Source organism: Tateyamaria omphalii, assembly GCF_019802125.1.
Classification (GTDB): Bacteria; Pseudomonadota; Alphaproteobacteria; order Rhodobacterales; family Rhodobacteraceae; genus Tateyamaria; species Tateyamaria omphalii_B.
Genome location: NZ_JAHVHT010000003.1, coordinates 615,033 through 641,903, shown reverse-complemented (window position 1 = coordinate 641,903; position 26,871 = coordinate 615,033). Strand labels below are relative to the sequence as shown.

Here is a 26,871-nt window from a genome sequence, read left to right as displayed (position 1 = left end):
CTAGCAACCGGGCGTTCCGTGGGCGCCAAACTGACGAGGATGCCGATATGGCCAAAGATCAGCACCAGATTTCCCTTACCTTTCCCGACGGCAATGCGCGCGCGTACGACGCAGGCGTGACCCCTGCCGCCGTGGCCGAAAGCATTTCCAAAAGCCTGTCCAAGAAAGCGATCAGTGCGACCGTCGACGGCCAGCACTGGGATTTGCAGTGGCCCATCAACGGCGATGCACAGATTGCCATCCACACCATGCAGGACGAAGCGCAGGCCAATGAACTGGTCCGCCACGACCTGGCACACATCATGGCCCGCGCCGTACAGGAGATCTGGCCCGACACCAAGGTCACCATCGGCCCGGTGATCGAGAATGGCTGGTACTATGACTTCGACCGGGAGGAGCCGTTTACCCCTGAAGACCTCGGCCTGATCGAAAAGAAGATGAAAGAGATCATCAACAAGCGTGATCCCGTCACCACCGAGGTGTGGGACCGCGATGTGGCGATCAAGTATTACGAGGACCGGGGCGAGCCCTACAAGGTCGAGCTGATCGAGAGCATTCCGGGCGATGAGCCGCTGCGCATGTACTGGCACGGCGACTGGCAGGACCTGTGCCGCGGTCCGCATTTGCAGCACACCGGGCAGGTGCCTGGCGATGCGTTCAAGCTGATGTCGATCGCGGGCGCGTATTGGCGCGGTGATAGCAGCCGCGCGATGCTGCAACGCATCTACGGCGTGGCCTTTACCGGCAAGGAAAAGCTGCGCGCGCATCTGAACATGCTGGAGGAAGCCGCCAAGCGCGACCACCGCAAGCTGGGGCGCGAGATGGACCTGTTCCACATGCAGGAAGAGGCGCCGGGCCAGATCTTCTGGCATCCGAATGGCTGGACCATCTACACCGGCCTGCAGGACTACATGCGCCGCAAGCAGCGCGCGGGCGGGTACAAGGAAATCAACACTCCGCAGGTCGTGGACCGCAAACTGTGGGAAGCCTCGGGCCACTGGGACAAATACCAGGAGCATATGTTCATCGTCGAGGTCGAGGAGGAACATGCCAAGGAAAAGGCGATCAACGCGCTGAAGCCGATGAACTGCCCCTGCCACGTGCAGGTGTTCAACCAGGGCCTCAAGTCGTATCGCGATCTGCCGCTGCGGCTGGCCGAGTTCGGATCATGCTCGCGCTACGAGCCGTCAGGCGCGTTGCATGGCATCATGCGCGTGCGCGGGTTTACCCAGGACGACGCGCACATCTTCTGCACCGAAGATCAGATCGAGTCGGAATGCGCGAAGTTCATCAACTTCCTGGCCGAGGTCTACACCGACCTTGGGTTCGAGCAGTTCGAGATCAAGTTCGCCACCCGCCCCGAAAAGCGGGTGGGGAGCGAGGAATCCTGGGACCATGTGGAAGGCGCACTTGAAGCCGCGATCAAGGCCACCGGGCGTGATTTCACGCTGGAGCCGGGCGATGGTGCTTTTTATGGCCCGAAGCTGGACTTCTACCTGACCGACGCGCTGGGCCGTGTCTGGCAATGCGGCACCTTCCAGGTCGATCCAAACCTGCCCGAGCGGCTGGGAGCCACTTACATTGCGCCGGATGGGTCGAAACAGCGCCCCTACATGCTGCACCGCGCGTGCCTCGGGTCGTTCGAACGGTTCATCGGGATCCTGATCGAAGAACATGCGGGCAAGCTGCCCTTCTGGCTCGCCCCGCGACAGGTTGTCGTGGCCTCGATCACCTCCGAGGCTGATGACTACGTGGCGGAGGTCGTCGAGACACTGCGCGCCGCTGGCGTGCGGGCTGAGGCCGACATTCGCAATGAAAAGATCAACTACAAGGTGCGCGAACACTCGGTCGGCAAGGTGCCTGTGATCCTCGCTGTGGGTGCGCGCGAGGTCGAGGAAAAGACCGTGTCGGTGCGCCGTCTGGGTGAAAAGCAGACCAGCGTGCAGGCCTTGGCCGATGTGGCCGCTCAACTGGGTGCAGACGCGACACCGCCAGACCAGCGCTGAGGCGAATTCTGCAACAAAGCGCATTGGTGAATGCAACAAAGGGCCGGAATCCAAGGGGATTTCGGCCCATCTTATGACATCTGATAACGGGTCTGTGACACACCGCCTCGTGAGTGGTAACTTGTCGGCAAGCCGTCTTATGTTCGGCTCACGAACACAGAGTAACCGATATCCGAAAGGGAAGTTTGAAGATGTCGAAGACAATGAAATCCGTTGCAATTGTTGGCGCTGTTGCCGCCGCCATGACCGCCCATTCCGCCACGACCGCCGAAGCGGCAGGCAAAGAGAAATGCTATGGCATCTCGCTGGCTGGCGAGAACGATTGCGCTGCCGGCCCCGGCACCACTTGCGCTGGCACCTCGACAGTGGACTACCAGGGCAATGCCTGGACGCTGGTTGACGCCGGCACCTGCGCCGAGATCGACCTGCCCGCCATGGCAGACGGCACACCGCGCACCGGCTCGCTGGAAGAGCTGAACCGCGATCTGCCCTCCGCATAAGGCGCGTCACACGCCTGCGCCGGGCCCCACAGGGCCTGGCACCCCTGCCTGATCCCCTGCCCCCAAGGTTCCGACATGCTGGATGCGACATTGACACCGCCCCGCCTGCCCGCAGCCCCCGGCGTGGGATACAAGGCACAGCATTTTGCCGATCTGCGCGCGGCGCCCGGCCCAGTCAAGTGGCTGGAAATACACGCGGAAAACTACATGGGCGATGGTGGCCGTCCACATGCCCAACTGCGCGCGCTGCGCGAGGATTTTGCCATTTCGGTCCACGGCGTCGGCCTGTCGATCGGTGGCGAAGGGCGCCTGGATCCGGATCATCTGGCCCGTTTGAAGGCGCTGGTGGGCTGGCTGGAACCGGCCAGCTTTTCCGAACATCTGGCGTGGTCGACCCATGGGGCCGAGTTTCTGGATGACCTGCTGCCCCTGCCCTACACCGATGCGACTCTGATCCGCGTTGCGGACCATATCGATGAGGTTCAGGACGTGCTTGGCCGCCGGATGCTCTTGGAAAACCCCTCAAGCTATCTGGCCTTTGCCGAAAGCACCTGGTCCGAAACCGATTTCCTGGCCGAGCTGGTGCGTCGCACCGGTTGTGGCCTGCTGCTCGACGTGAACAACGTGTTCATTTCAGCAACCAATCTGGATTACACACCGCAGTCCTATCTCGACGCCTATCCCCTTACCGCCGTTGGAGAAATCCATGTCGGCGGCCATGATGAGGACGAAGACGACCACGGCGCGCCGCTGCTCATCGATAGCCACGGGCGCGAGGCAGCAGAGCCGGTCTGGGCGCTGCTGGACCACGCGCTTGCCGGTACGGGACCTGCGCCTGTGCTGGTCGAATGGGACAACGACGTGCCCGACTGGCCCACCCTGCGGGCCGAGGCCGACCGTGCCGCCAGCGCACTGGCCGCCGTCCCTGCCGGGTGACGTGATGACCACCACGCAAGCCGACTTTCGCGCCGCACTCCTTGATCCGGAGCGCGCAGTGCCGGACGGGCTGACCGATCCGGCAGGTCAGCCGACAAAGCGCCGCTTCGCTGTCTATCGCAACAACGTCACCGTCGCACTGATCGACGCATTGCGCACCGGCTTTCCGGTTCTGTGCAAGCTGCTTGGCGATCAGAACTTCGATCAACTGGCTCGGGTCTTTGCGCGTGCGCACCCGCCGACGTCGCCGCTGATGATGCACTATGGCGCGGCTTTGCCCGCGTTTCTGGATGGGTTCGAACCGCTGGCGCGTATCGGCTACCTGCCTGACATCGCCCGCCTCGAACTGGCCTTGCGCCATGCGTATCACGCGGCGGACAGTACGCCGCTGGATGCAGCCCGGCTTGGCGCTCTACCACCGGAGGTGCTGATGCAGACCCGCTTGCACCTGTCTCCGGCCGTTCAACTGGTGCACTCCCGTTGGCCCATCCATGATATCTGGTGCTACAACACCCGGGCGGGCGCGCAAAAACCACGCAGTATCGCTCAACCGGTTCTCGTCACGCGCGCTAAGTTTGACCCCGAACCGCACGCGCTGACGCCGGCACAGGCCGCGTGGATACAGGCCATAATCGATGGTGCAACGCTGGAAAACGCCGTGGATGCCGCGACTGCCATCGACGCGAATTTCGACCTTGGACCCCTGCTGACCCTTCTGATCCAGCACAACGCCTTGACCGACATCACCACTCCAAAGGACTGACCCCATGACTGCCCTGACCCGCCTGCACGCCGCAATCTTTGGCCCGCTTGAACGCGCGGACTGGCTGTTGCCGACCCTTGCCCGTTTCCTGTTCGCCGCCGTGCTGGCCGTATATTTCTGGGTATCTGGCCTGACGAAGCTGGGCGACGGCATATTTGGCATCTTCCAACCATCGCTGGGGGCCTATGCGCAGATCTTTCCCAAGGTGATGGAAAACGTCGGCTACGACGTGACACAGCTGGGCGTTTATCACTGGGCGGTCGTGACCGCGGGCACGGTGGCAGAGTTCGTGCTGCCCCTGCTGATTATCATTGGCCTGCTGACGCGGCTCGCGTCGCTGGGCATGATCGGATTTATCGTAGTGCAATCGCTGACCGACCTGAACGGCCACGACAAGTGGGGCGACGGGCTGGTGCTGGGGGCGTGGTTCGACGCGCCATCAAACAGCCTGATCATGGACCAGCGGTCCCTGTGGGTGTTCTTGCTGCTGCTTCTGGTGATCAAAGGGGCCGGGCCGATCTCATTCGATCGCGCCCTTGCCCCGAAGGCCGCGCCAGCCGCCGCCTAGTCCACGCCGAGGGCGGCTTGCACGTCCTTGGTCCAACCAAGGTGCAGGCTGCCGTTGGTCGCGATCAATGGCCGTTTCATCAGCGTGGGATGCGCCGCGAGCAAGTCCTTCGGCGCGCCCTTGCGCTCCTCCTCCGACAGCCCGCGCCATGTGGTGGAGCGCGTATTGACGAGTTTTTCGCCGAAAGTGGCGAGGGCTGCATCCATCACATCGGTGGGCACACCGTCGGCCCGCACGTCCACAAAATGCGCATCTGGCAAGGCCTTGATGGCCTTGCGGCAGGTGTCACAAGTTTTCAATCCGTATATTTCCATATCTCGACCTCACTTTTGCGTAGAATTAAGCGGCATCTCGCGCGGAATGCGAGGCCCAACCTTGATTTTCCCGCACTGAGGGCAATCTCTGAATGAGCGGCGCAGTCGTTTTGACTGGGTTGTCCAAGGCCCCTGCCCGAACGACCGACGCGGGGGAGACTGCAAGGTAAAGGAGGCACGGGAACATGCCAACTGGCACCGTGAAGTGGTTCAACACCACGAAAGGCTACGGTTTTATCGCCCCAGACGAGGGCGGCAAGGACGTTTTTGTTCACATTTCAGCGGTGGAACGGTCTGGACTGACCGGGCTGGCCGACAATCAAAAAGTGAGTTTCGAACTGCTCGAAGGGCGCGATGGGCGCCAGATGGCAGGCGAGTTGAAACTGCTCTAGCGCCAAGACGCGAACAGGCGGCGCACGATATGCCATCCTGCGCCGCTTGATCCAGGTGCGATCAGATCAGTCGTAGGTGCAGCCTTTGGTCCCGACGGGGCAGCTGCTTTGGCGTACGTGGCGCACATGCTTCACACGTTTCTTGACCGGGTGCGCCAGCGCTTGCTGGTAGCTGATGCCCTGGTTCGGACGACCGCAGCAAATCACGCCATCCATTGTCACCGGTTGAAGCCCGGCGGGGCAGTAGTTGTGCTGGCTGTGGTAGGCATAGATCTTGGGGCCGCCGTGGCTTTGGGCGAGTGCGGCGCCGGCGCCCAGGACTGCAAAAACTGTTGCTGTGGCCAATATTTTTTTGAATGGCATATCTTCCCTCGTTCTCTCAACACACCACGAAATCTATGGGCACGATGCCCGTGATGTGATCACAAGTCCAGAATTTTTGGGAGATTTGCACGGCGCACGCATGATTTACTCAAATTTTGGGGAATTGTGACTAGGCTGGAAACAGTTTTCCAAAGGATCGGTGCCCAAGATGACCGAACTGATGCGACTGTTGGCGCTGTATTATGCCTGTGAAGTCTCGGCCGAGACGACGTTTCCGTCGCCCACCGAATGGGCGCGGTGCATGGGGCACTACCACGCGGTCAAGGCGCATTTTGCGGGCGATCTGACCGGGCCGCAGGCGCAGATCGAAGGGTATCGTGCCTGGAAAACGTGGGAAGATCAGAACGGCGCGCTGGTCGCCCAATTGCGGGACCGCGCGATCCGCTAGGTCGGATTTTCCGTTTCTTCCCAATGCTCTCCCATCGAGACGATGCATGAGGTGCCGCTGGCATAGCGCACCACCATGGCCCAGTCGCCACGCGCATCCGTCCACACTTCCATCATCTGATCGGGCGCACGTATGCCGGAGGCCGTGCGGGCGGAATGGAACTGCTGTTCCAGCTTTTGCTGCATCTGTTTCGTGGGCGCGCAGAGGATGTCCGCGATGGGATTGGCCGCCACGGGCGCGGCCAGAAGGGTCATACATACGGCTGCTCTGATCATGTGCCCAACGTAACAGTTTTATGACGCGCTGTGGATAAGTATTTCCTTCATTTTGGTTAAAACCGGGCCGGAGTGTGAACGGTGTCTAAACACTGCGCGCCTTGTGTTTACCCATAGGGGATGGGGGCGGCGGAAGTGTCTGTGCGGCGGGATATGGGGGCAAACTGCACATTTTCGGGCGGAAACTGCGTGTTTTGAGGGGGCGGATTTCGGGGGAAATGAGCGTGTTTTGGGGAAACTGCACATTTTGGCGGTGAAACTGCGTGTTTTTGGGGTGCTTGCGTGGATGGGGTCCGGGCGGTGGTTAATGCGGGTGATTTTTCTTGTGGTTGGGGTGGTGGGGTGGAACCCCACCCTACCGTTTTGGGGCGGATGGTCCGGGCTTGCGGGGATGGTTTGATAGGTGGGGATGGCGGGGTGAACCCCGCCCTACGGGTTGGCGGGGATGGTGCGGGCGGGGGCGAGGGTCGCTCTCTGTCCCGCCCGCTGGCATGTCTTGGTAGGGCGGGATTTCATCCCGCCGTCCGACGTTTCGATCGTGCGCGGAGCCGGGGCAGCGCCGGGCCGCGGATTGGCGCAGCGACAGGCGTGCGGCGCGGTTTGTAGTTATGGTGTGAGCCAGGAAAAGAATAGAGCGCGAAAAGCCAGTTGACCGTTTCACACGCAACAAAGTTCTGTTTTAGGACTTCGCGCGTTCTGAAATGCACTCCCCCTCCCAAGGCAGATATGAAGCATGGTTCAATCTCACTTCTGGAGCGCCAATTGACAGGCGAACTTTTGAAATCCAAGAAATCGCCTCACGTTCAAAAATATCCCCATCAACCTGTTTGTCCGAAAAGTCTATTTCAACAGCGTTTGATGCGGCTAGTTCGCGCATACCTAGTTCATATAACCGAACCCTCACTTCGCTTGGAAATATTGAGTACATATTTGTAATAAGATACGAGCTTGTACCAACAAAACACAGGTTGACAAAGAGCCAGTCGTGCAGCTTGTTCGGCGTATCTTCGTAGAACGACATCCCGTGCGGTAAAAGATTATGACCACCTAAATCTGTACGGCAGGGGTTTGTGCGAATTGCAAAAACCCGCCAATTTTCAGGGATTCTTGAATCCGAATAGAAGCCTTCATGGTCAACCGAAAATAATCGCCTTATTTGCCTTCGGTCAAATTGCCCGCTAACGTCCCCGACATTTAAAGCGGAGTCATCAAGTGCATTTCGGCAGTAGATAGTGAATAGCGAAACCCAGCGTGCCAGATCCTTCTGGTCACTGACCGACAAACTTACTGGTCCTATGTTATGAATCTTTGTAAATGGTTTTTTCGCAGCATTTTGTATATCACTCAGCCAACCATTGTTACAAGTGTTGCAAACGACGCCTGCCACCGTTCTGTGTAACCCGTGACCCGCTTTTGCGAATTCACCAAGTCTCACTACAAACTCTGTATCACTTACAGCTTGGTTTTCGAGATGATTGCGCCTGCCTTTTAAATTCTGGTTATAGCTGAACAACCCGCGTTGAAGCCACTGCCCCAACACGTGTTCCTTGGAGCGGTAGAATTTACCTGTCGCTTTACCCCGGCAAAATATACACCGTTTATCTTTGTCATCATTCACCTAATAACCTCCATAAACTCCCGCCATTCCCCCTTGGACATGCCGGAATTTTCCTGCGTGACCTCTTCACCTTTCAACATGCGCTGGATGCACCCCAGTGCAGTCGCCGAAAGTGTCGCCCCGCCCATCCGGTAATCCTCGAACGCTTTGTACGCCGCGGGCACCCAATCCTTGACCATGTCGCAGATCGCATCGGCATAGACGCGGATTTCGTATTGGGCGTGGGCGTCCGCGCGCAGGCGGAGGAAGTGGAAGAGGTTGTGCAGGTCCACTTTCCAGTACCATTGGGTGTAGACATTGGCAGGCAGGTTCATGCGGGCGAGTTCACGGGCGAGGCCCTGCTGGCCGTCCTGGGAAATCATCTCTTCATAATGGTCGTAGCAGCGCATGGCGTCGTCGCGCAGGTAGTTGAGGACGCGCTGTGCTTCGTCGCCCGTGAGTGCTTCGCCCCTGCCCTGGTTGTTGACGACCGATTGGGCGGCGAGTGCGTCCTGCGCGGGGATGTAGAATTCGCGGTCGAGGATCGAGTAGCGCGCCGAGTATTCGTTCACGTTGGCGGTGCGGTGGCGGATCCACTGGCGGGCGACGAAGACGGGGAGTTTGACGTGCAGCTTGATCTCGCACATCTCGAACGGGGTCGAGTGCCAGTGGCGCATGAGGTAGCGGATCAGCCCCTCGTCATTTTGGACCGACTTGGTGCCCTTGCCGTAGCTGACCCGCGCGGCCTGGCAGATGGCGGCGTCGTCGCCCATGTAGTCGATGACGCGGACAAAGCCGTGGTCGAGGACCTCGTGCGCCTTATACAGGTGCGCCTCCATCCCCGGGACGGTGGCGCGGAGCGTTTGGGTGGACTGGGCGCGCAGGGCGTCGATTTCGGACTGTTGTTCGGGGCTGAGCGGCATGGGGCGCGTCCTTTATCCACAGAATCTGTCGGGCCTACACCTTATCTTGGGGATGCCGACATGAGAACCGCTATATAAGGGCGGTTTTTTGGCAACGGTTCTTGGGAGGCGCGAATCGCCCCCCATACGAAAGCGTTGACTTTTGGGGGGTTAGCGCGGAGTCTTCAGCCAAAAGAGGCAGTTATATAAACCGCAAAGGTTTTTCGGGCATGAAACGGACAGCAGCAGTGTTTGCGCTTGCCGCGCTTTTGGCGGCGTGCGGGGACGGCAACCCCTTTACGACAGAAGATACGGACGGAGGGGAAACGCCAACGACCCCGACGGAGCCGACCGAACCAACAGACCCGACCGATCCGACCGATCCGACGGACCCGCTGGCCGTGCCGGAGATCATCGCGAGTGATCTGGACAGCATCAGCTTTGATGCCGACACGAACACACTGACGGTGACCGGCCTGACCCAGGATGGTGTGCCGCTGGTCAACGAGTACCGGCATGTGGCCACCAGCTTTGTCGATGGGTACGAGACCTTTACAGGTCAGAACGATCCGCTGGGCCGTCATGCGACTGCATTCGTGGCAAGCCGTGACGGCGTGCAGGCGGGTGTGGTTCTGACCGGTCCGCAGTTCAACACGTTCTTCGGTGGCGTCTATTTCGACAGGTCCGGCGCATATGTGGCCCCCACCGCGCCCGAGAGCCGGTTCGACGTGACCTACTACGGCAACTACGCCGCCGGTCTGAATGTCGACGGCCCGCGCACCGATATTTTCCCGACCCCTGGCGTGGACCCCAATGTGAACACGCCGAACCAGGCAGGTTACGTGCATGGCCTGATGTTCGTGAACGTCGATCTGAACGAAATGTCGGTCGAGGGCGAGATCTATAACCGGACGGCCGTTACGGAAGTCGGGAACTTCGACATGCAGGATATCGTTCTGGTGGACGGGACCTTGACCGGTGAGGGCACCTTCAGCGGAAACATCGAAGTGGATACGACCGACCCGGCTTTCCCCGATTCGACCGAACGGACGGATATTGGTGATTTCGCCGGGGTAATCGGTGGACCGAACGGGGAGGTCATGGCGGGCGGCATCAACGCGACCGACGTTCTTGAAGACTTCGACAACGAGATCGAGATGGGTGTCTTTGTCCTGGACCTGTGCACCGCCGCAGACACCGACCCCGTCTGCGTAAACGCGCTGCAGCCGTAAGGCCCGATGAAGCGCGCGCTTGTTGGTGCCTTGCTGACGCTCTGGGCGTCGGCGGGGGCCACGGACCCACAGTCCTCTGACGACACCCGAACCTTCAGCATCGAACAGGCGCGGGTTCTGGCACGGCAGGCGCTGTATGCGGGCCGGTTTGACCTGGCGCGTGACGTGGCCATGGTTCTGGTGCGCACCGATCCGGAGGATGCCTACGCCTACGGGGTGCTGGCCGCGGCGCATTCGCGGCTGAACGATCCGAAACTGGCCCGGGCGGCTGCGCGCCTGTCCTACAAGTACAGCGAAACGCCCGAACAAAAGTTCGGTGCTGCGCGCACCGCAGCCAGCGTGGCGTTTCAGCAGAAACGGCCCACCGTGTCGCAAGGGTGGTTGCGACTGGCCGCGACCCATGCAGATACGGATGCACAGGAGAAAGCGCTGGCGCAGGACTATGGCCGTGTGCGCGCAGCCAACCCGCTGCGCTTCAACATCAACATGTCCCTGGCCCCGTCAGACAATGTGAACAACGGCACCGACAACGTGCTCGAGGTGATCAACGGCGTGCCGACGCTGGGCGTCTTTCGACCCAGCTCGCGTGCCCTTGACGGCATTGTCGGTACATTCGACGTGCATCTGCGCTACAGAGTTGCGCAGTCCGAAAAGAGCCAGACCACCGCAACGGGCCGCGTCTACACGCGGCGTGTCGATCTGAGTGACGAAGCACAAGCCAGCGTGCCCGACCTGCGCAACAGCGACTTCGGGTCGACCTATGCCGAGACCGGGGTCGAACATACGTTTGCCCTGGGCCAGCGCGGCAACTTTGTGACGGTCGGTGGGGCCGTGGGCGCAAGCTGGTTCGGGGGCGACCGGTCCTATGACTTTGCCAAATTGTCGCTGAGCCGGAGCCTGAAGATGGGCGATGTGGGTCGCCTGACGCTGCGCGGTGCCGCCGAGCGGCGGTTTTCGACCCGCACCAATCTGCGCGATCTGGATGTGCTGACACTTGGTGCAACCTACAGCCACAAGCTTGAGCGGGGCGACCGGTTCAGCGTCGGACTGACGGTGCAGGATATTGCGGGCGATTTTGTCAACGCCGCGTATCAGACGGCCAGCGTGCGGGCGAGTTACACCTTTGGCAAGCAGTTGGGCCCGATGGAAATCTCGACCGGCCTGACGATGGGTTACACCGATTACGATGAGTACCGGCTGGTCCGGACCGTGCAGGGCGGGCGACAGGACGAGAGCCTTTATGGTGACGTGTCGTTGTTCTTCAAGGACTATGACTTTGCGGGCTTTGCTCCGACCATTCGCGTGCGGACGGGGCGCCGGACCTCGAACGTCAACCGGTTCGAGACCGATGAGACGACCATCACGCTTGGGATCCAATCAAAGTTCTGAGAGGCGCTGGTGCCCGCCGGGCGCTATGCTAGGTTAGCGTCAACAATCACAGTTTGACGGAGACCTCCCCCATGGCTTTGACCTATCTGCACACAATGGTTCGGGTGAAGGACCTGGACGCTTCGATGGCGTTCTACAAGCTGTTGGGGCTGGAAGAGACCCGGCGCCACGACAGTGAAGGCGGGCGGTTTTCGCTGATTTTCATGGCGCCGCCCGATCAACCCGAGTGCCCGGTCGAGTTGACGTATAACTGGGATGGCGACGATGAGTTGCCCAGCGACAGCCGTCATTTTGGCCACCTCGCTTACCGCGTCGACAATATTTACGAGATGTGTCAGCACCTTATGGACAATGGTGTGACCATCAACCGCCCGCCGCGCGACGGCCACATGGCCTTTGTCCGGTCGCCGGACAATATCTCGATCGAGCTGTTGCAGGCCGGTGATGCCCTGCCCGCGCAGGAGCCATGGGCCAGCATGGAAAACACGGGCCATTGGTAAGAACCGCGGCCTGCCTGGCCTTGTGCGTTGCGGCGTCCCCTGCCGCGGCGTGCAGACTTGCGCTGCTTTTGGCGCTGGACGTGTCGTCCTCTGTCGATGCGACAGAGGACCAGTTGCAGCGCGGCGGATTGGTGGCCGCGCTGACGGCGCCCGAGGTGCGGGCCGCGTTTTTTGCCGTCGACGCGCCGGTGGCGCTGGCGGTGTATGAATGGTCGGGCCGCTACAATCAGGAGGTCGTGCTGGACTGGACGCTGATCGACAGCCCCGCCACCTTGCTTGATGCCGCCGAGACCGTGGCGGCCAGCAAGCGGTCGCATAACGAATTTCCGACCGCCATGGGCTATGCGTTGGGCTTTGGCGCCGAGATGCTCGCGAGGGCGCCCGAATGCCTGTACCGCACCATCGACATGGCAGGTGACGGTCAGAACAACGAAGGGTTCGGGCCGCAGCTTGCCTATCGCGAGTTCGCCTTTGACGAGGTGACGGTGAACGGGCTGGTGGTGAATGCGGCCGAGTTTACGTCGGAAACCATGCTGATCGAGTTTTACCAGAGCGAAGTGTTGCGTGGCCCCGGTGCGTTTCTGGAAGTGGCGCAGGGGTTCGAAGACTACGAACGCGCAATGCGCCGCAAGCTGGAGCGCGAGTTGACACCGCCCATCATTGGCAGTCTCGACACCGGACAGCGCGGCGGATGAGGGGCGCCGCGCTGATCATGGCCTGTTGTGCGGCGATGATCGGTGCCAGTGCGCATGGTGCCTGTCGGCAGGCGCTGGCGTTGGGGCTTGATGTGTCGGGGTCGGTTGATGCGCTGGAGTATCAGTTGCAGATGGAGGGGCTGGCCGAGGCACTGGACAGCGGACGGGTGCGGCAGGCTCTATTGCAGATGCCATCTGCGCCGGTCAGTCTGCTGGTCTACGAATGGAGCGGGCCGGAAGACCCTGCCGTGATCCTGCCGTGGACCGACATCGACAGCGCGCCTGCGCTTGATGCCGTCATCGGCCATTTGCGCGCGACCAAGCGGCGGCAGGCCAGCCCGGGCACGGCACTGGGCCTCGCCATGCGCGAGGGTGTGGCGCATCTGATGGACCGGTCGGACTGCTGGAAGCTGACGCTGGATATTTCTGGGGACGGGAAGTCGAACCTGGGCATCAGGCCGGTGGATGTGAAGCCGGAAGTGGCGCCCACCGGTATTACGATCAATGCGCTGGTCATTGGTGCGGACGCGCCCAGTTTCGGTGACGCGCGGCAGGCGGAGATTTCGAGCCTGTCCGCCTATTTCCAGAACAACGTCATCGTCGGCTCTGACAGCTTTGTCGAAACGGCGCTGGGGTTCGAGGACTATGCCGCTGCGATGGCACGCAAACTTGAGCGCGAGTTGGAAACGATCATTCTGGGCAAGGGGCCCCTGCCCCGTGTGCCCGATGCAGACCCGTCGTCAAAGTAGCGGTCAGTAGATATAGCGGATCTGGTCCGTCCAGTACCGTTCCATCCGCTTGAGCGATGCGGTGATGTCGATGATCCCCTCGGGGCCGAGCACCCCCTTGGATTGCAGCCCTTCGGCATGGCGCAGGAACAATTCGTTCACCACGTCGCGGATCTTGCGCCCCTTTTCGGTCAGTTTGACGCGCACCGAGCGGCGGTCAATCTCGCACCGCTGGTGGTGCATGTAGCCCATTTCGACCAGCTTCTTGAGATTGTAGCTGACGTTGGAGCCCTGGTAGTAGCCGCGGCTTTTCAGCTCGCCCGCCGTCACCTCGTTATCGCCGATGTTGAACAGCAAGAGCGCCTGCACCGCGTTGATTTCCAGCACCCCGACACGTTCGAATTCGTCCTTGATGACGTCCAGCAGCAACCTGTGCAACCGCTCCACCAGCGACAGCGCCTCAAGATACCCGACCATGAAGCCCGCGTTCGCTGCGTTTCGTTCGGCCATCCCGGGGACCTGGCCAATGGGGTCCTGAATGCTCATCCGTCTTCTCCGACCTGATCTGCTCGGATCAGAAGATGGGGATGATTCGGAAATATTCAGTTAAGTGCAGCAGAGCCCTTATTTTTCGGGCTGAAACGTGCGTGAGACATCTTCGATCAGGGCTGCGATATGGTCCGGCGCGGCCTCTTGACCCGTGACCCAGCGATAGAGATCCTGATCGTTTTCGTTCAGCATCGCGTCATAGGTATCAAGCTGGGCATCCGTCATGCCCGACAGATGACGGCCCGCATAGGTCGACAGGATCAGGTCCATCTCCTTGATCCCGCGGCGCATGGAGCGCATGTGCAGCCGTTTGAGCCGGTGTTCGCGCGGTTCGTCAGACATCAGCGGGGGCCTGCATTGCGGCGCGGAGTTTCTTTTCCAGACGTCCCAGTTGCTCTGCCCGCGCCAGCATGTCGGAGCGCATGTCGCGCACTTCGGTCAGCAGGTCGCGCATGTCTGCGGTCAGCGGCTCTTCCTCCACCGGCGCGTCGAGCCCTTCGCCTTCGCCGTTGATCAGCCACATCATCGAGACGTTCAGCAGACCAGCCATCATCGACAGGCGGTTGGCGCGGGGCTCGCTCAGGTCGTCTTCCCAGGATTTGAGGGTCGCAAGACGCACGCCCAGCCGCTTGGCGAGCTGTTTTTGCGTCATGCCCGCCTGTTCGCGCGCGCCTGCCACACGGTCGCCAAAGGTTGCCGCGTCGGCGCTGTACCAGTCCTGTAGATCGTCCATAGGGTCGTCTCCTTTTTGGCGTTGCGCTTGATCGCGTCCGAGGTGCCGCCTATGAGGGGCTGGATACCGCGCTAGCACCCAGAGGCCAACATGACATTCCTTTCCGCGACACTCGACCGCGTCAAACCGTCCCCGACTGTCGCCCTCACGGGCCAGGTGGCTGCCCTGAAAGCGCAGGGCAAGGATATCATCGGCCTGGGCGCGGGTGAGCCGGATTTCGATACGCCGCAGAACATCAAGGACGCCGCCGTGGTGGCCATCGCGCTTGGCAAAACAAAGTATACCCCGGTCGATGGCATTCCAGATCTGAAGCAGGCCATCGTCGATAAATTCAAGCGCGACAATGGGTTGGAGTACACGACCGCGCAAGTGACCGTGGGTACGGGCGGCAAACAGATCCTATACAACGCGCTGATGGCGACACTGAACGAAGGCGACGAGGTCGTGATCCCGGCCCCTTACTGGGTCAGCTATCCGGACATGGTCCTGCTCGCGGGCGGCACACCCGTCATTGCCGAGGCGTCACTGCAGACCGGGTTCAAGCTGACCGCCGATCAGCTGGAATCCGCCATCACCGACAAGACCAAGTGGCTGATTTTCAACTCGCCCTCGAACCCGACGGGCGCGGGGTACACCCGCGAGGAGTTGAAAGAGATCACCGATGTACTGATGCGGCACCCGCATGTGTGGGTGATGACGGACGACATGTACGAGCATCTTGTCTATGACGATTTCGAGTTCACGACCCCTGCCCAGATCGAACCGCGCCTCTATGACCGGACGCTGACCGTCAACGGCGTCAGCAAGGCCTATGCCATGACCGGCTGGCGCATCGGCTATGCCGCAGGACCCGAAGACTTGATCAAGGCGATGCGCAAGGTGCAGTCGCAATCCACCTCGAACCCCTGTTCGATCAGCCAGCACGCAGCCGTCGAGGCGCTGAACGGGACGCAGGAATTCATCGCGCCCAACAATGAAATCTTCAAACGCCGCCGCGATCTGGTGGTCGAGATGTTGAACGCGGCCGAGGGCATCGCCTGCCCGGTGCCGGACGGGGCATTCTATGTCTATCCGTCGATTGCGGGCTGCATCGGCAAGACCTCGGCCGGGGGCGTAAAGATCGAGAATGACGAGGATTTTTGCACCGCGCTGCTGGAAGAGACCGGCGTTGCCGTCGTCTTTGGTGCCGCATTCGGGCTATCGCCAAACTTTCGCGTCAGCTACGCTACGTCCGACGAGGCCCTGAAAGAGGCCTGCACCCGCATCCAGACCTTCTGTGCGGGGCTGAGATAACGAGGGACGGGCAATGGGCGCGGAGCTTCCTGACTACTACTTCCGTGTGCGTGAGAACGGCGCTGCTGTGTTTCGGGTGGACACCGAGAACCGCCAGCGCCGCATCGAGATGGACCAGATCGCGGTCGTGAATATCCGCAATGGCGAGATCAAGCCCCATGGTGACCGAACACTGTCACCTGATGATCTGGCGCGGATCGAGGCGTGGATGGAGGACCGGGCCGAGGTGCTGGCCCATCGTGACATCGACGACATTCACCGGGCGGTGGACTATCTGAACCTGACGACCCAATGGGCGCAAAGCCGGGCGACGGATGAGCAGTTGGAGAATGTCACCGACGCGCTGCTGCTGGCGATGCACGATCTGCGGTCGGTGCTGGTGCGTAAAAAGGCGGACCGCCTGATCAAGGGAAACGGCTCCGCGTCCTGACCCCGTGCGCATCCGTTTGCGTGCGGCAATTCCCGACCGAAGTTATGTGTAGTTTTCGCCGGTTTTCGACGGAACTCCGCCGATACCGGAACGCTGCGCTCACCTCGCTTCGTGTCAGAGCTGGCGTATGCAAGGGGCGGAACGTGTACGAACAAAGGAGCCAGCGTCATGCCAGCCATCACACCCCCCTTGTCCCTTGAAACCATTACCGAGCTGACCGAAGCCGATCCCGGTCTGATCGCCAATGTCATTCCGTCAGAGATACAGCAGGGGGCCAACGCCGCCCGTCAGATGAACGACGTCATTGCGCAGGCGATAGCAGCCACCGGCGTCAATCGGGATGGCAAGCTGACGCCGGATGATCTTGTCATTTTGTCGGCGCATATCCGCGCCAATCCCGCGCTCTACGCGTCCTTCATCGAAGGCCACGGCGATGATGAGGGCAATCTCGAAACCGGGTTTCACCTGGTCCAGGGCGACGGCGGCGCTTACATCTTTCAGGGGCGAGATTTCATAGACACCGTTGCGGACGCCATCTATCACGTGGGCTTTGCCATTGTGGACGGCCGGTTCCAGAACGAAGACGGCGATGCCAACGAGACGGTCGAGGATGTGGCCGGTTGGATGAACTTTTTCGTCAACGGCCAGAACCGTGTCTATGGCACCGAAGAGGGCGAAACCCTGCATTCGGGCCATTACAGCTTTGATCTGGCCATCGGCCATGATGAGATCTTTCAGGCCTGGGGCGGAGATGACAGGATCTGGGCGGATGCCGGCAATGATCGCATCTATGCAGGCGACGGCAATGACCGCGCCGGTGGTGGTGACGGCAATGACCGTCTCTATGGTGGCGCGGGCAACGACCAAATGAACGGCGACGCGGGCCATGACCGGCTGTACGGCGAGGACGGGAACGACACCCTCGGGGGTGGCGATGGCAAGGACCGGATCGAAGGCGGCGCCGGTGAAGACAAGCTTTATGGCGATGCCGGGAATGACACGCTGCGCGGTGGTGACGATGACGACACCGTTTCTGGCGGCACCGGCGATGACTTTCTGGCGGGCGACGACGGGGATGACCGTGTCTGGGGCAACGAAGGCGATGACCGTATGTTCGGCGGACGCGGCAACGACCGGGCCGATGGTGGCGACGGAAACGACAACATATGGATGAACGCGGGCGACGACGACGCCTATGGCGCGGCGGGCAATGACCGGATTGATGCCGGTTCGGGCGATGACACGGCGAATGGCGGTCTGGGCAACGATACCTTGCTGGGCGCGGCGGGCGACGATTCGCTTGGCGGGCAGGAAGGGTCCGACAGTCTTTTTGGCGGATCAGGCAACGACACGTTGCGCGGCGGCGATGATGATGACCGTCTGATCGGCGATGGCGGCAATGACAGCATGCGCGGGGATGCGGGCGATGACCGCCTGTCGGGCGGTGATGGCGCCGATGACATGCATGGCGGTGACGGGGCCGACACGCTGTCGGGCGGCAAGGGCAATGACACCGTGTCGGGCGGCAATGGCGAGGATGTCATCGCCGGGCGTGCCGGTGCCGATGTGCTGCTGGATTACGAGGACATCGAAGCACGCGACATATTTGTCTTCAATCCCGGTGACAGCGGCGTGACCGAGGCGTCGATGGACGTGATCCGCGGCTTTACGTCGATCATCGACAAGCTGGATCTGACTGCATTCGGCGGGTTGACCTTTGTCGAGGGGGACACGTTCTCGGGCACGCAGGCCGAAGTGTTGTTTGACGGGGACTTCGTGCAGATCGACAGCGATGGCGATGGCAATGCCGACGAGATGATCGAGCTTGAATGGGTAAACGCAGTCGAAGCGGCAGACTTCATTTTGTGACTGCGAACGCTGGTCTTCACCCCGCCTGCGGGGTGGAGACCGCCGCCGCGCGCTTCGGCTGACGCAGAGCAGGCACCGATACAGCCCAGAAGCGCCACATGAGTGCGACACCGGCACAGGCCAACCCCAGCACGAGGCCCAGCCAGACCCCTGCCCCGCCCCACCCCAGAACAAAGCCCAGAACGTAAGACGCGGGCATGCCCACCAGCCAGTAGGAGACTGCCGCCAGCACCATGGGCACAGTCGTGTCCTGCACCCCGCGCAAGAGCCCCAGCGCAATCACCTGCGCCCCGTCCACAAGCTGGAACAGCGCCGCGAGGGCCAGAAGGACAATCCCGATCTCGAGGATCTGGTCCCGCGCTGGCTCGTCCCGTTCCATGAACAGGGAAATCAGCGGCTCGGGCAGCGCGATGAACAGGATGATCGTGGCCAGCGCCATGGCCAGGCTCATCACAATGACTGTGCGTGCGCCGCGCAGCATGTGGTCGAGGTCGCCGCGCCCATAGGCGTTGCCTGCCCGGATCGTCGCCACGTTGCTGAGCCCCAGATGCACCATGAACGTGATCGAGGCCAATTGCAGCGCGATGTTATGGGCCGCAAGCGGGATCGTTCCCAGCCAGCCCATCATGAATGCGGAGGCGGCAAAGAGGCCCACTTCGCTCAGATTGGTCAGCCCGATGGGCCAGCCGAGCCGGAAAACCCGGCCCAGCATCTCCCAATCGGGGCGCCAGAAGCGCTTGAACAGCTGGTGTTGCGGCAGTGCGATCAGCGCGTAACCGACGATCCCCGCCAGCATCACGAACTGGGTCACAAGCGACGCCACGGCAGCCCCTGCGATACCCCAGGCCGGAGCGCCCCAATTGCCGAAGATGAAGGCGTAATTCGCAAGCGCATTGGCCAGCGCCGCGATCAGTGTGATCCAGAGCACGATCTGCGTCCGCTCGAGGGCAGCAAGATAGCTCTTGATCGCCATCACCATCAGCGCGGGCACGATCCCCCAGCCCGCGATGGAGAGGTAGTCGGCCCCAAGTGCCGCCACCTGTTCGGTCTGCCCCAGTGCCAAGAGTACCCGTTCGGACATCAACATCACCGGCAGGGCCAGCACGGCAAAGCCGAGGCTCAGCCAAATCCCCATGCGCGTGGCGCGCCGCAGGTTGGTCTCGTCCCTTTCCGCATGGAAGGAGGCCACCATGGGCATGACCGCCCAGGCAAAGCCGGACCCCATCAGGAACAGAACAAAAAACAAGCTGCCCGCGACCCCGAGCGCCGCGAGTTCCTCCACCCCGTACCAGCCGAGCATGACCGTATCCGTCACGCCAATCGCCACCTGCCCGAGATGCCCGCCGATGAGCGGCAGACCGAGGACAAGGACCGCACGTGTGTGGGCCAGATATGACATCTGCTGGGTGGACATGCTCCACCCTTACGCCTGCTTTTTGAGCAAGTGAAGACCTCGCGTGATGCTGGTGACGGGATGCCGCCCTTCGGGGCCGTCGATCAGAGCAGCGGCAGGACCAGCGTCGTGGCGATCAGGGCGATCAGGGCACCGGCCACGACCTCGATCAGCCCCATGGCGCGCACGGCCCCTGCCCCGGACCAACCTGCAAAGGTCGATTGGCGTGCCCCGACGGCGGCGAGCGCCACCAGCACCGTCACGCTGGCTGTGCCAAGGCCCATGACAAAGGCTCCGGCAATCCCCGCAAGCGGAATGCCGAGGCCGAAGCACAGAATCAGGAGGAAGACCGCCCCCGTACAGGGCCGGATCGCGATGGAGCCGATGATGGCCGCTGCGTCGCGCCAGGACGTTACCGCCGCTGCCTGCGCCGGCGTTGGCGCATGTGCATGGCCGCAGGTGCTGCAATGCCCGTGATCATCGATCTCGTGCGCGTGCGTGCGCGCGCCACGCGCGCGGCGCAGGCCGCGCACCACCAGCCACAGCCCAACAAGCGCAATCGCGATATAGCTTGCGGGCGCAAGCACCTTTTCGGCGGTATCCGTCATTTCCGTCCGTCCCCAGCCCAGCACAAAGGCGCCGAGTGTCACGAGGACAATCGCCGCCAGCGCCTGCGCCAGAGACGAGGCCACGGCGAGCCATGACAGCCGCCAGGCCGTCACCTGCTCGGCCGCGCCATACCCGCCGATCACCAGCTTGCCATGTCCCGGCCCCGCAGCGTGGAAGAAGCCGTATGCGCCGCAGAGGCCCATCAGGCCGAGCCAGGCCCCCGGCTCGCCCGCACGGACCGCGCGCAGCCCGCCCGCCAGCGCATTCTGCGCGTCACGCTGTTGCGCCGCGGCCCATTGACCGATGTCCGAAGCACCGCCAAAGCCGAAGAGCCAGAGCAGTGCCGCAACGACGGTCAGAAGAACGCCGATCCTCAGCCAGAGCATGACAGCGTGACCGTGTCGGCAAAGGCTTCACCCACCTCTGGATAGGCATCCTCGACCTCTGCTGACGGGGTGGCGTAGAGCAACTCCTCGACCAGGGTGTAGGCTGCATCCAGGTCGGCAGGCTGGATCGCGGCGTTGCATGGCCCTTCGACCGCAACGGGGCCGATCAGATCGTAGGCCGTGTAGAATGTCGGGTCGTAGGCCTTGAGCACCAGACCGTCCGCTGTTGCCTTGGCCGGCCGGAAATGCACGGTGGTGATCCGCCCCGCTTCTACCGAGGTCCCGCGCCCCTGCGGTTTGCCGAGCTTGACCGTCTTGCCGTTCCGAAGCGCGTAGCTGTCACCTTCGAACCCGGCGATCCACTGCAGGTCGAACCCATCGAGACGCCGCAGCTCGTTCTCGGTCAAGCGACCATCGCCATCATTGTCGAGACCATAATCGGTCAGCAGCAGCAGGGAATAGAAGTCGTCATAGGTCCACTGCACCTCGACCCCTTGAAAGACACCGTCATCGCCAACCACCACCCGCAGTTTCGTGTCCACGAACACATGTGGGTGTGCCGCCACCATGGTGGCGGGCAAGGCAATGGCCGACGCGAGGGCGAGTGAGCGCATGAACCGCATGAGACCAGACTTAGGCGCAGGCGGGTGCGGCCTCAACCCCGATCTGCCATCTGCGCGAAGCTGCGCTGCATTGCATCCCAGGATTGCAGCACGAGACACTGCTTGCACTCGGAAATAGCTCTGTCACAGTGGCGTTATCGTTTACGAACGTGTTACCACAGGTTGAATTTGCCAAAGGATTTCTTGATGACTGCGCTTCGCACCCCTGCTTTGGCCCTTGCCACAACTCTTGCGGCTGGTGGCGTTGCAGGCAATCCGATTGACCAGATCCGGCCTGATGCCCCTGAACTTGCACCTTACGGCCCGTTGCCCATCGGTGTGCAAACCCTCGAGGTGACGATCCCGGACAGTGTCGATGTGCTGAATGTCGACGAGGGTGTCATCCCAAGATACGACCGCCCCCTGACGCTGGAAGTCTGGTATCCGGCGGCGGAAGGCACCGAACAGGGTGGCTCATACACCGCGATGCTGCGTGACGGTGCAACAGAAGTCACGTTGACCGGTCGAGCCGCCCGTGATGCAACCCCGGCAAGCGGCACCCGCTATCCGTTGGTCATCATCAGCCACGGCTATCCCGGCAACCGCTACCTGATGAGCCATTTGGGTGAGAACCTGGCCTCGAAGGGTTACGTCACCGTGTCCATCGACCACACGGACAGCCTGTATTCCGATCAGGCGGCCTTTGGCTCCACCCTTTACAACCGTCCGCTCGATCAGGCCTTTGTCCTTGATCACATGGCGGGTCTCGACGGCCCTATTGGCGATATCATCGACGCCGAGAATACCGGTGTCATCGGGTACTCCATGGGCGGCTATGGCGCCCTGATCTTTGGAGGGGCGGGTGTGACTCAAGCCTCGACAGAGTTCAGCTGGGGCGCGCCAAACGGTTTGTTGGAGACCCATCTGGAACAGTCCGAGAGCCACGAGGCCTTGATGGATTCACGGGTCAAGGCGATTGTCGCCATCGGCCCCTGGGGCAACAATGCAGGGTTCTGGGACGCAAGCGGCGTTGCCGATCTGCGTATTCCGACGCTGTTCATGGCCGGCAGCGATGACGACGTGTCGGTCTATGATGCGATGCGCGCCTTTTTCGCGGGTGCCGAGGGCACGGATCGGCATTTGCTGACCTTTGACTATGCCAATCACAACGCCGCTGCGCCCATGCCCGCGCCCATCGAAAGCTGGGAGCCGGTCGAAGGTCTGGAGTTCGCCCCGTTTGATCACTACGCCGACGCAGTGTGGGACACGACGCGCATGAACAACATCGCGCAGCATTTCGCGACCGCCTTTTTCGCATTGCACCTGAAGGAGGATGCCGAGAAGGCGGAGTACCTTGAGCTGGTGCCCAACGCCGCTGACGGGATCGTAGCCGTCGATGATGCGGGCGAGCCGACCGAGGACCATACCTACTGGAAGGGCTTTGCCCCGCGTACGGCCAAAGGTCTGCGGTTCGAGACCCTGCCCAAGGGTCAGTGATGCAGGTGACGACCCGCGCATTGGGCGGGCACGAGTTCACGGTCCGCAGTTGGGGCGATCCGTCGCTGCCGATGATCCTGATGCTGCACGGCTTTCCCGAATATGGTGGCGCGTGGGACGAGGTTGCGACACGGCTGTCCGACCAGTTTTACTGCATTGCACCGGATCAGCGTGGATACGGGGCGAGTTATGCCCCGGGTGACGTTGGCGCCTATGCCACGTCCAAGCTGGTCGGCGATATGGCGGCCCTGATCGGCGATCAGGGTCCGGTCATTGTCATGGGCCACGATTGGGGGGCTTCGGTGGCCTATGGCCTTGCGATGTTCTGCCCTGAGCTCGTGTCGCACCTGATCATTGCCAACGGTGTGCATCCCGTGCCGTTTCAACGGGCCATGGCAGCCGGAGGTGCGCAGTCGGAAGCGTCGCAATACATCAACTTCCTGCGCAGTCCCGGATCGGAAGACGCGCTGGCCGCGGACGATTTCGACAAGCTGTTGCAGCTGTTTTCAGCCAAGATGGACATGTCGTGGCTGCATGGCGACCGGTTGGACGCCTACAAGGCTGTTTGGCGCGAATCCGGGCTGAAGGGGATGATCCACTGGTACCGCGCCTCTCCGCTGATGGTGGCGGACCCCGGTGCGCCGGTGGACATGCCCGATCTGCCGCTGGACCGGTTGAAGGTGAGATGTCCGCACCTGCTGATCTGGGCCGAAGGCGACACGGCCCTGCTGCCGGTGTCGACCGAGGGTCTGGAGGAGTTTGCCCCCGACCTGACCCGCGCCCATGTGGATGGCGCAGATCACTGGCTGCTGCATCAGAAACCGGATGAGGTTGCCCGGATCGTACGGGAGTGGCTGGGCTAGCCAACAGGCTTCACAGACGCATCCGTTCGCGTCATAGTCGTGTGCATATTTTGCAGCGACGGACGATTTCAGTGACCCATAGATACGACATTGCACGCGCGGCCCAGATGGTCGAAGCCTCTTACCTTCTGTTCAAACGCCGCCCGCCCCGCACATCACTGGATGCGAGCGTGAAGGACAAGCTGGACAAGAACCACGTGCAGGCGGTGTTCCTGAAGCAGAACATCCTGCTGATCCCGGGCTCGAACTCGGTCGGGGATTACGTGAAGTTCAACCTGCGGGTCCTGAACTTTGGCGGCAAGAAGTACCGGTTGAACGACGAGTTGACCGACAAGTGGGGGGCGCACGATGTGATCTGGCATCAGGGGTTCATGCGCCATGCCAAGGTGATTGCCGACTGGATGCAGGTGAAACGCTACCGTCCGAAATATATCATCGGCCATTCGCTGGGGGCGGCGGCCACGCAGATCCTTGTGCGCACACATGATGTTCCCGGCATCGCCTTTGCCGCACCGCGGGTGACGCGCGGGATCGTGCAACCGGCGCCAGCCTCGAAATGCCTGTGCCTGAACCGCAATGACGACAAGGTCTGTGACCTGCCCGGGAGCTTCCAGCATCTGGGCGAGGTCCATGCCGGTGAAGGGGAGCGCAGGTTCCTGCGCTTTGATCACCAGATGGACCGGTATCAGGAGATGGTGACCGCGCAACAGGCAGCAGGCCATCTGGGCACCCACTGGCCTGCCTGATCACTCTTCCCCCGTCTGATCCGGTCTGGCATAGTGGCTGCCAACCAACAAAGAGCAGCTGCCATGACCGACCTTCTGAGCGGGACACCCAAGTCTTCGGAATATGACGCATCTTCGATCCAGGTGTTGGAGGATATGGAGCACGTGCGCCTGCGCCCCGGCATGTATATCGGGGGCAAGGATGACCGCGCGCTGCACCACATGGTGGCCGAGATCATCGACAACTCGATGGACGAGGCAGTTGCCGGTCATGCCACGTGGATCGAGGTGGAGCTGCACGAGAACGGCCATGTGTCGGTGCGCGACAATGGCCGCGGCATCCCAACCGATCCGCACCCGAAGGATCCGTCGAAATCGGCGCTAGAGATCATCTTCTGCACGCTGAACGCGGGTGGCAAGTTTTCGGGCGACAGTTATGAGACGTCGGGTGGTCTGCACGGCGTTGGTTCTTCGGTGGTGAACGCCCTGTCCGACCATCTGCGGGTCGAGGTGGCGCGGAACCGAGAGCTTTATGCCATGGAGTTTGCCCGTGGTGTGCCGCAGAGCAAGCTAGAGAAGGTGGGCGCGGCCCCTAACCGGCGGGGAACAGCCGTCACCTTTCACCCCGATGCGGAGATCTTTGGGTCGCTCAAGCTGAAGCCCGCCCGCCTGTTCAAGATGGCGCGGTCGAAGGCCTATCTGTTCTCGGGCGTGGAAATCCGCTGGAAATCCGGCATCGACGACGGCGAGACGCCGCGCGAGGCGACGTTCCACTTTCCCGGCGGTCTGTCCGATTACCTGACCGAGGCGCTGGGCGGGGCGACCACCTATGCCGACGCCCCCTTTGCCGGGTCGGTGTCGTTCGAGAAGTTCCAGGTGCCGGGCAAGGTCGAGTGGGCGATCAACTGGACGCCGTCGCGCGACGGGTTCATCCAGAGCTACTGTAACACCGTGCCCACGCCCGAGGGCGGCACGCATGAGGCCGGATTCTGGGCGGCGATCCTGAAGGGGATCAAGGCCTATGGCGAGTTGGTCAACAACAAGAAGGCGGGCACCATCACGCGCGAGGATCTGACCACCGGGGCCGGTGCGCTGGTGTCCTGCTTTATCCGTGAGCCTGAGTTCGTGGGCCAGACCAAGGACCGGCTCGCCACGGTCGAGGCCCAGCGGATGGTCGAGAATTCCGTCCGCGACCACTTTGACAACTGGCTGGCGGCGGACACGAAGTCGGCGGGTGCGATCCTTGATTTTCTGGTGCTGCGGGCCGAGGAGCGACTGCGCCGTCGGCAGGAGAAGGAAACCGCGCGCAAGTCGGCCACAAAGAAACTGCGGCTGCCAGGCAAGCTGGTGGATTGTTCGGCGACGTCGCGCGACGGGACCGAGCTGTTCATTGTCGAGGGCGACAGCGCGGGTGGCTCAGCCAAGATGGCGCGGGACCGCAAGACGCAAGCGCTGTTGCCCCTGCGCGGCAAGATCCTGAACGTGCTGGGCGCGGCCTCGTCCAAGCTGGGGTCGAACGCCGAGATTTCCGATCTGACGCAGGCACTTGGCGTGGGGCTGGGGGCGAAGTTCAACCTGGATGATCTGCGCTATGACAAGGTCATCATCATGACCGACGCCGACGTGGACGGCGCGCATATCGCGGCGCTGTTGATGACCTTTTTCTACACCCAGATGCGGCCCATGATCGATGCGGGGCACCTGTACCTGGCCTGCCCGCCGCTGTTCCGGCTGACGCAAGGTGCGCGCCGTGTCTACTGCCTTGATGAGGCCGAGAAGAACGATCTGATGGAGCGTGGTCTGGGCGGCAAGGGCAAGATCGACGTGTCGCGCTTCAAGGGTCTGGGCGAGATGGACGCGAAGGACCTGAAAGACACCACCATGAACCCCGAGACACGCAAACTGATCCGCGTGTCGATCGACGAGGATGAACCGGGCGAGACCGGCGATCTGGTCGAGCGTTTGATGGGCAAGAAGCCTGAGATGCGGTTTCAGTACATCCAGGAGAACGCGCGGTTTGTGGAGGAGTTGGATGTTTAGAATGGTATTTCGTCATCATCCAGTTTGCTGATAAGCTCATCCAAGGCCTGATCCGCGCCCGAGGCTTTTCGGTCCAGCTTGGAGACAAATGCAAGAAGTGTCTTCTTCCATGAGTCTTGGTAGAACTCTTCAACTAAATCGCCATCAGAAAACTGATCGATAGTTGTACCGGTTACATCGCGAAGCCGCACTTCAACGTGGTCATCGAAACCTTCGATCTCGACGACGAAATCGTCAATTACAGCCTGATATTCACTTACAGTTGAGGTCGGTTTCCAACTCATTTTTCCTGACTCCGTCCGTGAAAGAAGGA

General features: G+C 61.5%; 31 protein-coding genes. 19 read left to right on the top strand and 12 right to left on the bottom strand.

Annotation, left to right across the window (positions count from 1 at the left end; genetic code table 11):
* Positions 1–47: 47 nt before the first annotated feature.
* The 5 genes from thrS to KUV51_RS15590 all read left to right on the top strand — a co-directional run bounded on the left by thrS (position 48) and on the right by KUV51_RS15590 (position 4,773).
* Positions 48–2,006: a threonine--tRNA ligase gene (gene thrS / locus KUV51_RS15610; RefSeq protein ID WP_218463029.1), complete on the top strand. Its 1,959-nt coding sequence runs from the start codon at positions 48–50 to the stop codon at positions 2,004–2,006.
* Between the two features lie 191 nt (positions 2,007–2,197).
* On the top strand, positions 2,198–2,506 hold the full coding sequence (locus KUV51_RS15605) for a DUF2282 domain-containing protein (protein WP_218463030.1): 309 nt from the start codon (positions 2,198–2,200) through the stop codon (positions 2,504–2,506).
* Between the two features lie 75 nt (positions 2,507–2,581).
* Positions 2,582–3,442 carry a DUF692 family multinuclear iron-containing protein gene (locus tag KUV51_RS15600; RefSeq protein ID WP_218463031.1) on the top strand — a complete coding sequence of 287 codons (861 nt, stop codon included), beginning with the start codon at positions 2,582–2,584 and terminating at the stop codon, positions 3,440–3,442.
* 4 nt (positions 3,443–3,446) lie between these two features.
* Positions 3,447–4,205 (top strand): DUF2063 domain-containing protein, encoded by a 759-nt coding sequence (locus tag KUV51_RS15595; protein WP_218463032.1) that lies wholly within the window; start codon positions 3,447–3,449, stop codon positions 4,203–4,205.
* Between the two features lie 4 nt (positions 4,206–4,209).
* Complete coding sequence (locus KUV51_RS15590) at positions 4,210–4,773, top strand: DoxX family membrane protein (protein ID WP_218463033.1); 564 nt, start codon at positions 4,210–4,212, stop codon at positions 4,771–4,773.
* Here the strand turns inward: KUV51_RS15590 and KUV51_RS15585 are convergent.
* Entirely contained in the window at positions 4,770–5,087 is a 318-nt protein-coding gene (locus KUV51_RS15585) for an ArsC/Spx/MgsR family protein (RefSeq protein WP_218463034.1), read from the bottom strand. The two genes, KUV51_RS15590 and KUV51_RS15585, sit on opposite strands and share 4 nt — an antisense overlap.
* A 185-nt stretch (positions 5,088–5,272) precedes the next feature.
* On the opposite strand from KUV51_RS15585, the gene KUV51_RS15580 reads away from it, so the two are divergent.
* On the top strand, positions 5,273–5,479 hold the full coding sequence (locus tag KUV51_RS15580) for a cold-shock protein (RefSeq protein ID WP_039682550.1): 207 nt from the start codon (positions 5,273–5,275) through the stop codon (positions 5,477–5,479).
* A 66-nt stretch (positions 5,480–5,545) separates the two neighbouring features.
* Here KUV51_RS15580 and KUV51_RS15575 read toward each other — a convergent pair whose 3' ends face one another.
* Complete coding sequence (locus KUV51_RS15575) at positions 5,546–5,842, bottom strand: hypothetical protein (protein ID WP_218463035.1); 297 nt, start codon at positions 5,840–5,842, stop codon at positions 5,546–5,548.
* A gap of 169 nt (positions 5,843–6,011) precedes the next feature.
* Here KUV51_RS15575 and KUV51_RS15570 point away from each other — a divergent pair, with 169 nt between their 5' ends.
* Positions 6,012–6,251, top strand: coding sequence for a hypothetical protein (locus KUV51_RS15570; RefSeq protein WP_218463036.1), 240 nt, complete (start codon positions 6,012–6,014; stop codon positions 6,249–6,251).
* On the opposite strand, the gene KUV51_RS15565 is transcribed toward KUV51_RS15570, so the two are convergent.
* The 3 genes from KUV51_RS15565 to thyX form a co-directional block, all read right to left on the bottom strand.
* Complete coding sequence (locus KUV51_RS15565) at positions 6,248–6,505, bottom strand: hypothetical protein (RefSeq protein WP_218463037.1); 258 nt, start codon at positions 6,503–6,505, stop codon at positions 6,248–6,250. The genes KUV51_RS15570 and KUV51_RS15565 overlap by 4 nt on opposite strands.
* Positions 6,506–7,205: 700 nt before the next feature.
* The gene (locus KUV51_RS15560) at positions 7,206–8,144 is read right to left on the bottom strand and encodes a hypothetical protein (protein WP_218463038.1); all 939 of its coding nucleotides are present in this window, start codon (positions 8,142–8,144) and stop codon (positions 7,206–7,208) included.
* Positions 8,141–9,046 (bottom strand): FAD-dependent thymidylate synthase, encoded by a 906-nt coding sequence (gene thyX, locus KUV51_RS15555; RefSeq protein ID WP_218463039.1) that lies wholly within the window; start codon positions 9,044–9,046, stop codon positions 8,141–8,143. The genes KUV51_RS15560 and thyX overlap by 4 nt, the downstream gene beginning before the upstream one ends.
* Before the next feature lie 209 nt (positions 9,047–9,255).
* Here thyX and KUV51_RS15550 point away from each other — a divergent pair, with 209 nt between their 5' ends.
* From KUV51_RS15550 to KUV51_RS15530, 5 genes are all read left to right on the top strand, one after another.
* Entirely contained in the window at positions 9,256–10,257 is a 1,002-nt protein-coding gene (locus KUV51_RS15550; protein WP_218463040.1) for a hypothetical protein, read from the top strand.
* A gap of 6 nt (positions 10,258–10,263) precedes the next feature.
* Positions 10,264–11,646, top strand: coding sequence for a surface lipoprotein assembly modifier (locus KUV51_RS15545; protein ID WP_218463041.1), 1,383 nt, complete (start codon positions 10,264–10,266; stop codon positions 11,644–11,646).
* Between the two features lie 71 nt (positions 11,647–11,717).
* Positions 11,718–12,146 carry a VOC family protein gene (locus KUV51_RS15540; protein ID WP_218463042.1) on the top strand — a complete coding sequence of 143 codons (429 nt, stop codon included), beginning with the start codon at positions 11,718–11,720 and terminating at the stop codon, positions 12,144–12,146.
* Positions 12,113–12,841 (top strand): DUF1194 domain-containing protein, encoded by a 729-nt coding sequence (locus tag KUV51_RS15535; protein WP_218463043.1) that lies wholly within the window; start codon positions 12,113–12,115, stop codon positions 12,839–12,841. The genes KUV51_RS15540 and KUV51_RS15535 overlap by 34 nt, the downstream gene beginning before the upstream one ends.
* On the top strand, positions 12,838–13,590 hold the full coding sequence (locus KUV51_RS15530; RefSeq protein WP_218463044.1) for a DUF1194 domain-containing protein: 753 nt from the start codon (positions 12,838–12,840) through the stop codon (positions 13,588–13,590). Before KUV51_RS15535 ends, KUV51_RS15530 begins: the two co-directional genes overlap by 4 nt.
* Before the next feature lie 3 nt (positions 13,591–13,593).
* On the opposite strand, the gene KUV51_RS15525 is transcribed toward KUV51_RS15530, so the two are convergent.
* The 3 genes from KUV51_RS15525 to KUV51_RS15515 all read right to left on the bottom strand — a co-directional run bounded on the left by KUV51_RS15525 (position 13,594) and on the right by KUV51_RS15515 (position 14,851).
* A complete protein-coding gene (locus tag KUV51_RS15525) occupies positions 13,594–14,115 on the bottom strand; it encodes a MarR family winged helix-turn-helix transcriptional regulator (protein WP_370630849.1) in 522 nt (173 codons plus the stop codon).
* 78 nt (positions 14,116–14,193) lie between these two features.
* A complete protein-coding gene (locus KUV51_RS15520) occupies positions 14,194–14,460 on the bottom strand; it encodes a succinate dehydrogenase assembly factor 2 (RefSeq protein WP_218463045.1) in 267 nt (88 codons plus the stop codon).
* Complete coding sequence (locus tag KUV51_RS15515) at positions 14,453–14,851, bottom strand: multiprotein-bridging factor 1 family protein (RefSeq protein WP_218463046.1); 399 nt, start codon at positions 14,849–14,851, stop codon at positions 14,453–14,455. Before KUV51_RS15515 ends, KUV51_RS15520 begins: the two co-directional genes overlap by 8 nt.
* A 90-nt stretch (positions 14,852–14,941) precedes the next feature.
* Between KUV51_RS15515 and KUV51_RS15510 the strand changes: the two genes are divergently transcribed.
* The 3 genes from KUV51_RS15510 (at position 14,942) to KUV51_RS15500 (ending at position 18,443) form a co-directional block, all read left to right on the top strand.
* The gene (locus KUV51_RS15510) at positions 14,942–16,144 is read left to right on the top strand and encodes a pyridoxal phosphate-dependent aminotransferase (protein ID WP_218463047.1); all 1,203 of its coding nucleotides are present in this window, start codon (positions 14,942–14,944) and stop codon (positions 16,142–16,144) included.
* 13 nt (positions 16,145–16,157) lie between these two features.
* The gene (locus KUV51_RS15505) at positions 16,158–16,574 is read left to right on the top strand and encodes a hypothetical protein (RefSeq protein ID WP_218463048.1); all 417 of its coding nucleotides are present in this window, start codon (positions 16,158–16,160) and stop codon (positions 16,572–16,574) included.
* A gap of 168 nt (positions 16,575–16,742) precedes the next feature.
* Positions 16,743–18,443, top strand: coding sequence for a calcium-binding protein (locus tag KUV51_RS15500; RefSeq protein ID WP_218463049.1), 1,701 nt, complete (start codon positions 16,743–16,745; stop codon positions 18,441–18,443).
* A 16-nt stretch (positions 18,444–18,459) separates the two neighbouring features.
* On the opposite strand, the gene KUV51_RS15495 is transcribed toward KUV51_RS15500, so the two are convergent.
* The 3 genes from KUV51_RS15495 to KUV51_RS15485 form a co-directional block, all read right to left on the bottom strand.
* Positions 18,460–19,857, bottom strand: a complete 1,398-nt coding sequence (locus KUV51_RS15495) for an MATE family efflux transporter (RefSeq protein WP_255553506.1) — start codon at positions 19,855–19,857, stop codon at positions 18,460–18,462.
* A gap of 83 nt (positions 19,858–19,940) precedes the next feature.
* Entirely contained in the window at positions 19,941–20,831 is an 891-nt protein-coding gene (locus KUV51_RS15490; protein ID WP_218463050.1) for a nickel/cobalt transporter, read from the bottom strand.
* Positions 20,819–21,445 (bottom strand): DUF1007 family protein, encoded by a 627-nt coding sequence (locus KUV51_RS15485; RefSeq protein ID WP_218464877.1) that lies wholly within the window; start codon positions 21,443–21,445, stop codon positions 20,819–20,821. The genes KUV51_RS15490 and KUV51_RS15485 overlap by 13 nt, the downstream gene beginning before the upstream one ends.
* Positions 21,446–21,640: 195 nt before the next feature.
* Between KUV51_RS15485 and KUV51_RS15480 the strand changes: the two genes are divergently transcribed.
* The 4 genes from KUV51_RS15480 (at position 21,641) to parE (ending at position 26,558) form a co-directional block, all read left to right on the top strand.
* The gene (locus tag KUV51_RS15480) at positions 21,641–22,930 is read left to right on the top strand and encodes an alpha/beta hydrolase family protein (protein WP_218463051.1); all 1,290 of its coding nucleotides are present in this window, start codon (positions 21,641–21,643) and stop codon (positions 22,928–22,930) included.
* On the top strand, positions 22,930–23,793 hold the full coding sequence (locus tag KUV51_RS15475; protein WP_218463052.1) for an alpha/beta fold hydrolase: 864 nt from the start codon (positions 22,930–22,932) through the stop codon (positions 23,791–23,793). Before KUV51_RS15480 ends, KUV51_RS15475 begins: the two co-directional genes overlap by 1 nt.
* Positions 23,794–23,864: 71 nt before the next feature.
* Positions 23,865–24,539, top strand: a complete 675-nt coding sequence (locus tag KUV51_RS15470; RefSeq protein ID WP_218463053.1) for a lipase family protein — start codon at positions 23,865–23,867, stop codon at positions 24,537–24,539.
* A gap of 63 nt (positions 24,540–24,602) precedes the next feature.
* The gene (parE, locus tag KUV51_RS15465) at positions 24,603–26,558 is read left to right on the top strand and encodes a DNA topoisomerase IV subunit B (protein ID WP_218463054.1); all 1,956 of its coding nucleotides are present in this window, start codon (positions 24,603–24,605) and stop codon (positions 26,556–26,558) included.
* Here the strand turns inward: parE and KUV51_RS15460 are convergent.
* Positions 26,555–26,842, bottom strand: a complete 288-nt coding sequence (locus tag KUV51_RS15460) for a hypothetical protein (protein ID WP_218463055.1) — start codon at positions 26,840–26,842, stop codon at positions 26,555–26,557. The two genes, parE and KUV51_RS15460, sit on opposite strands and share 4 nt — an antisense overlap.
* Positions 26,843–26,871: the final 29 nt, after the last annotated feature.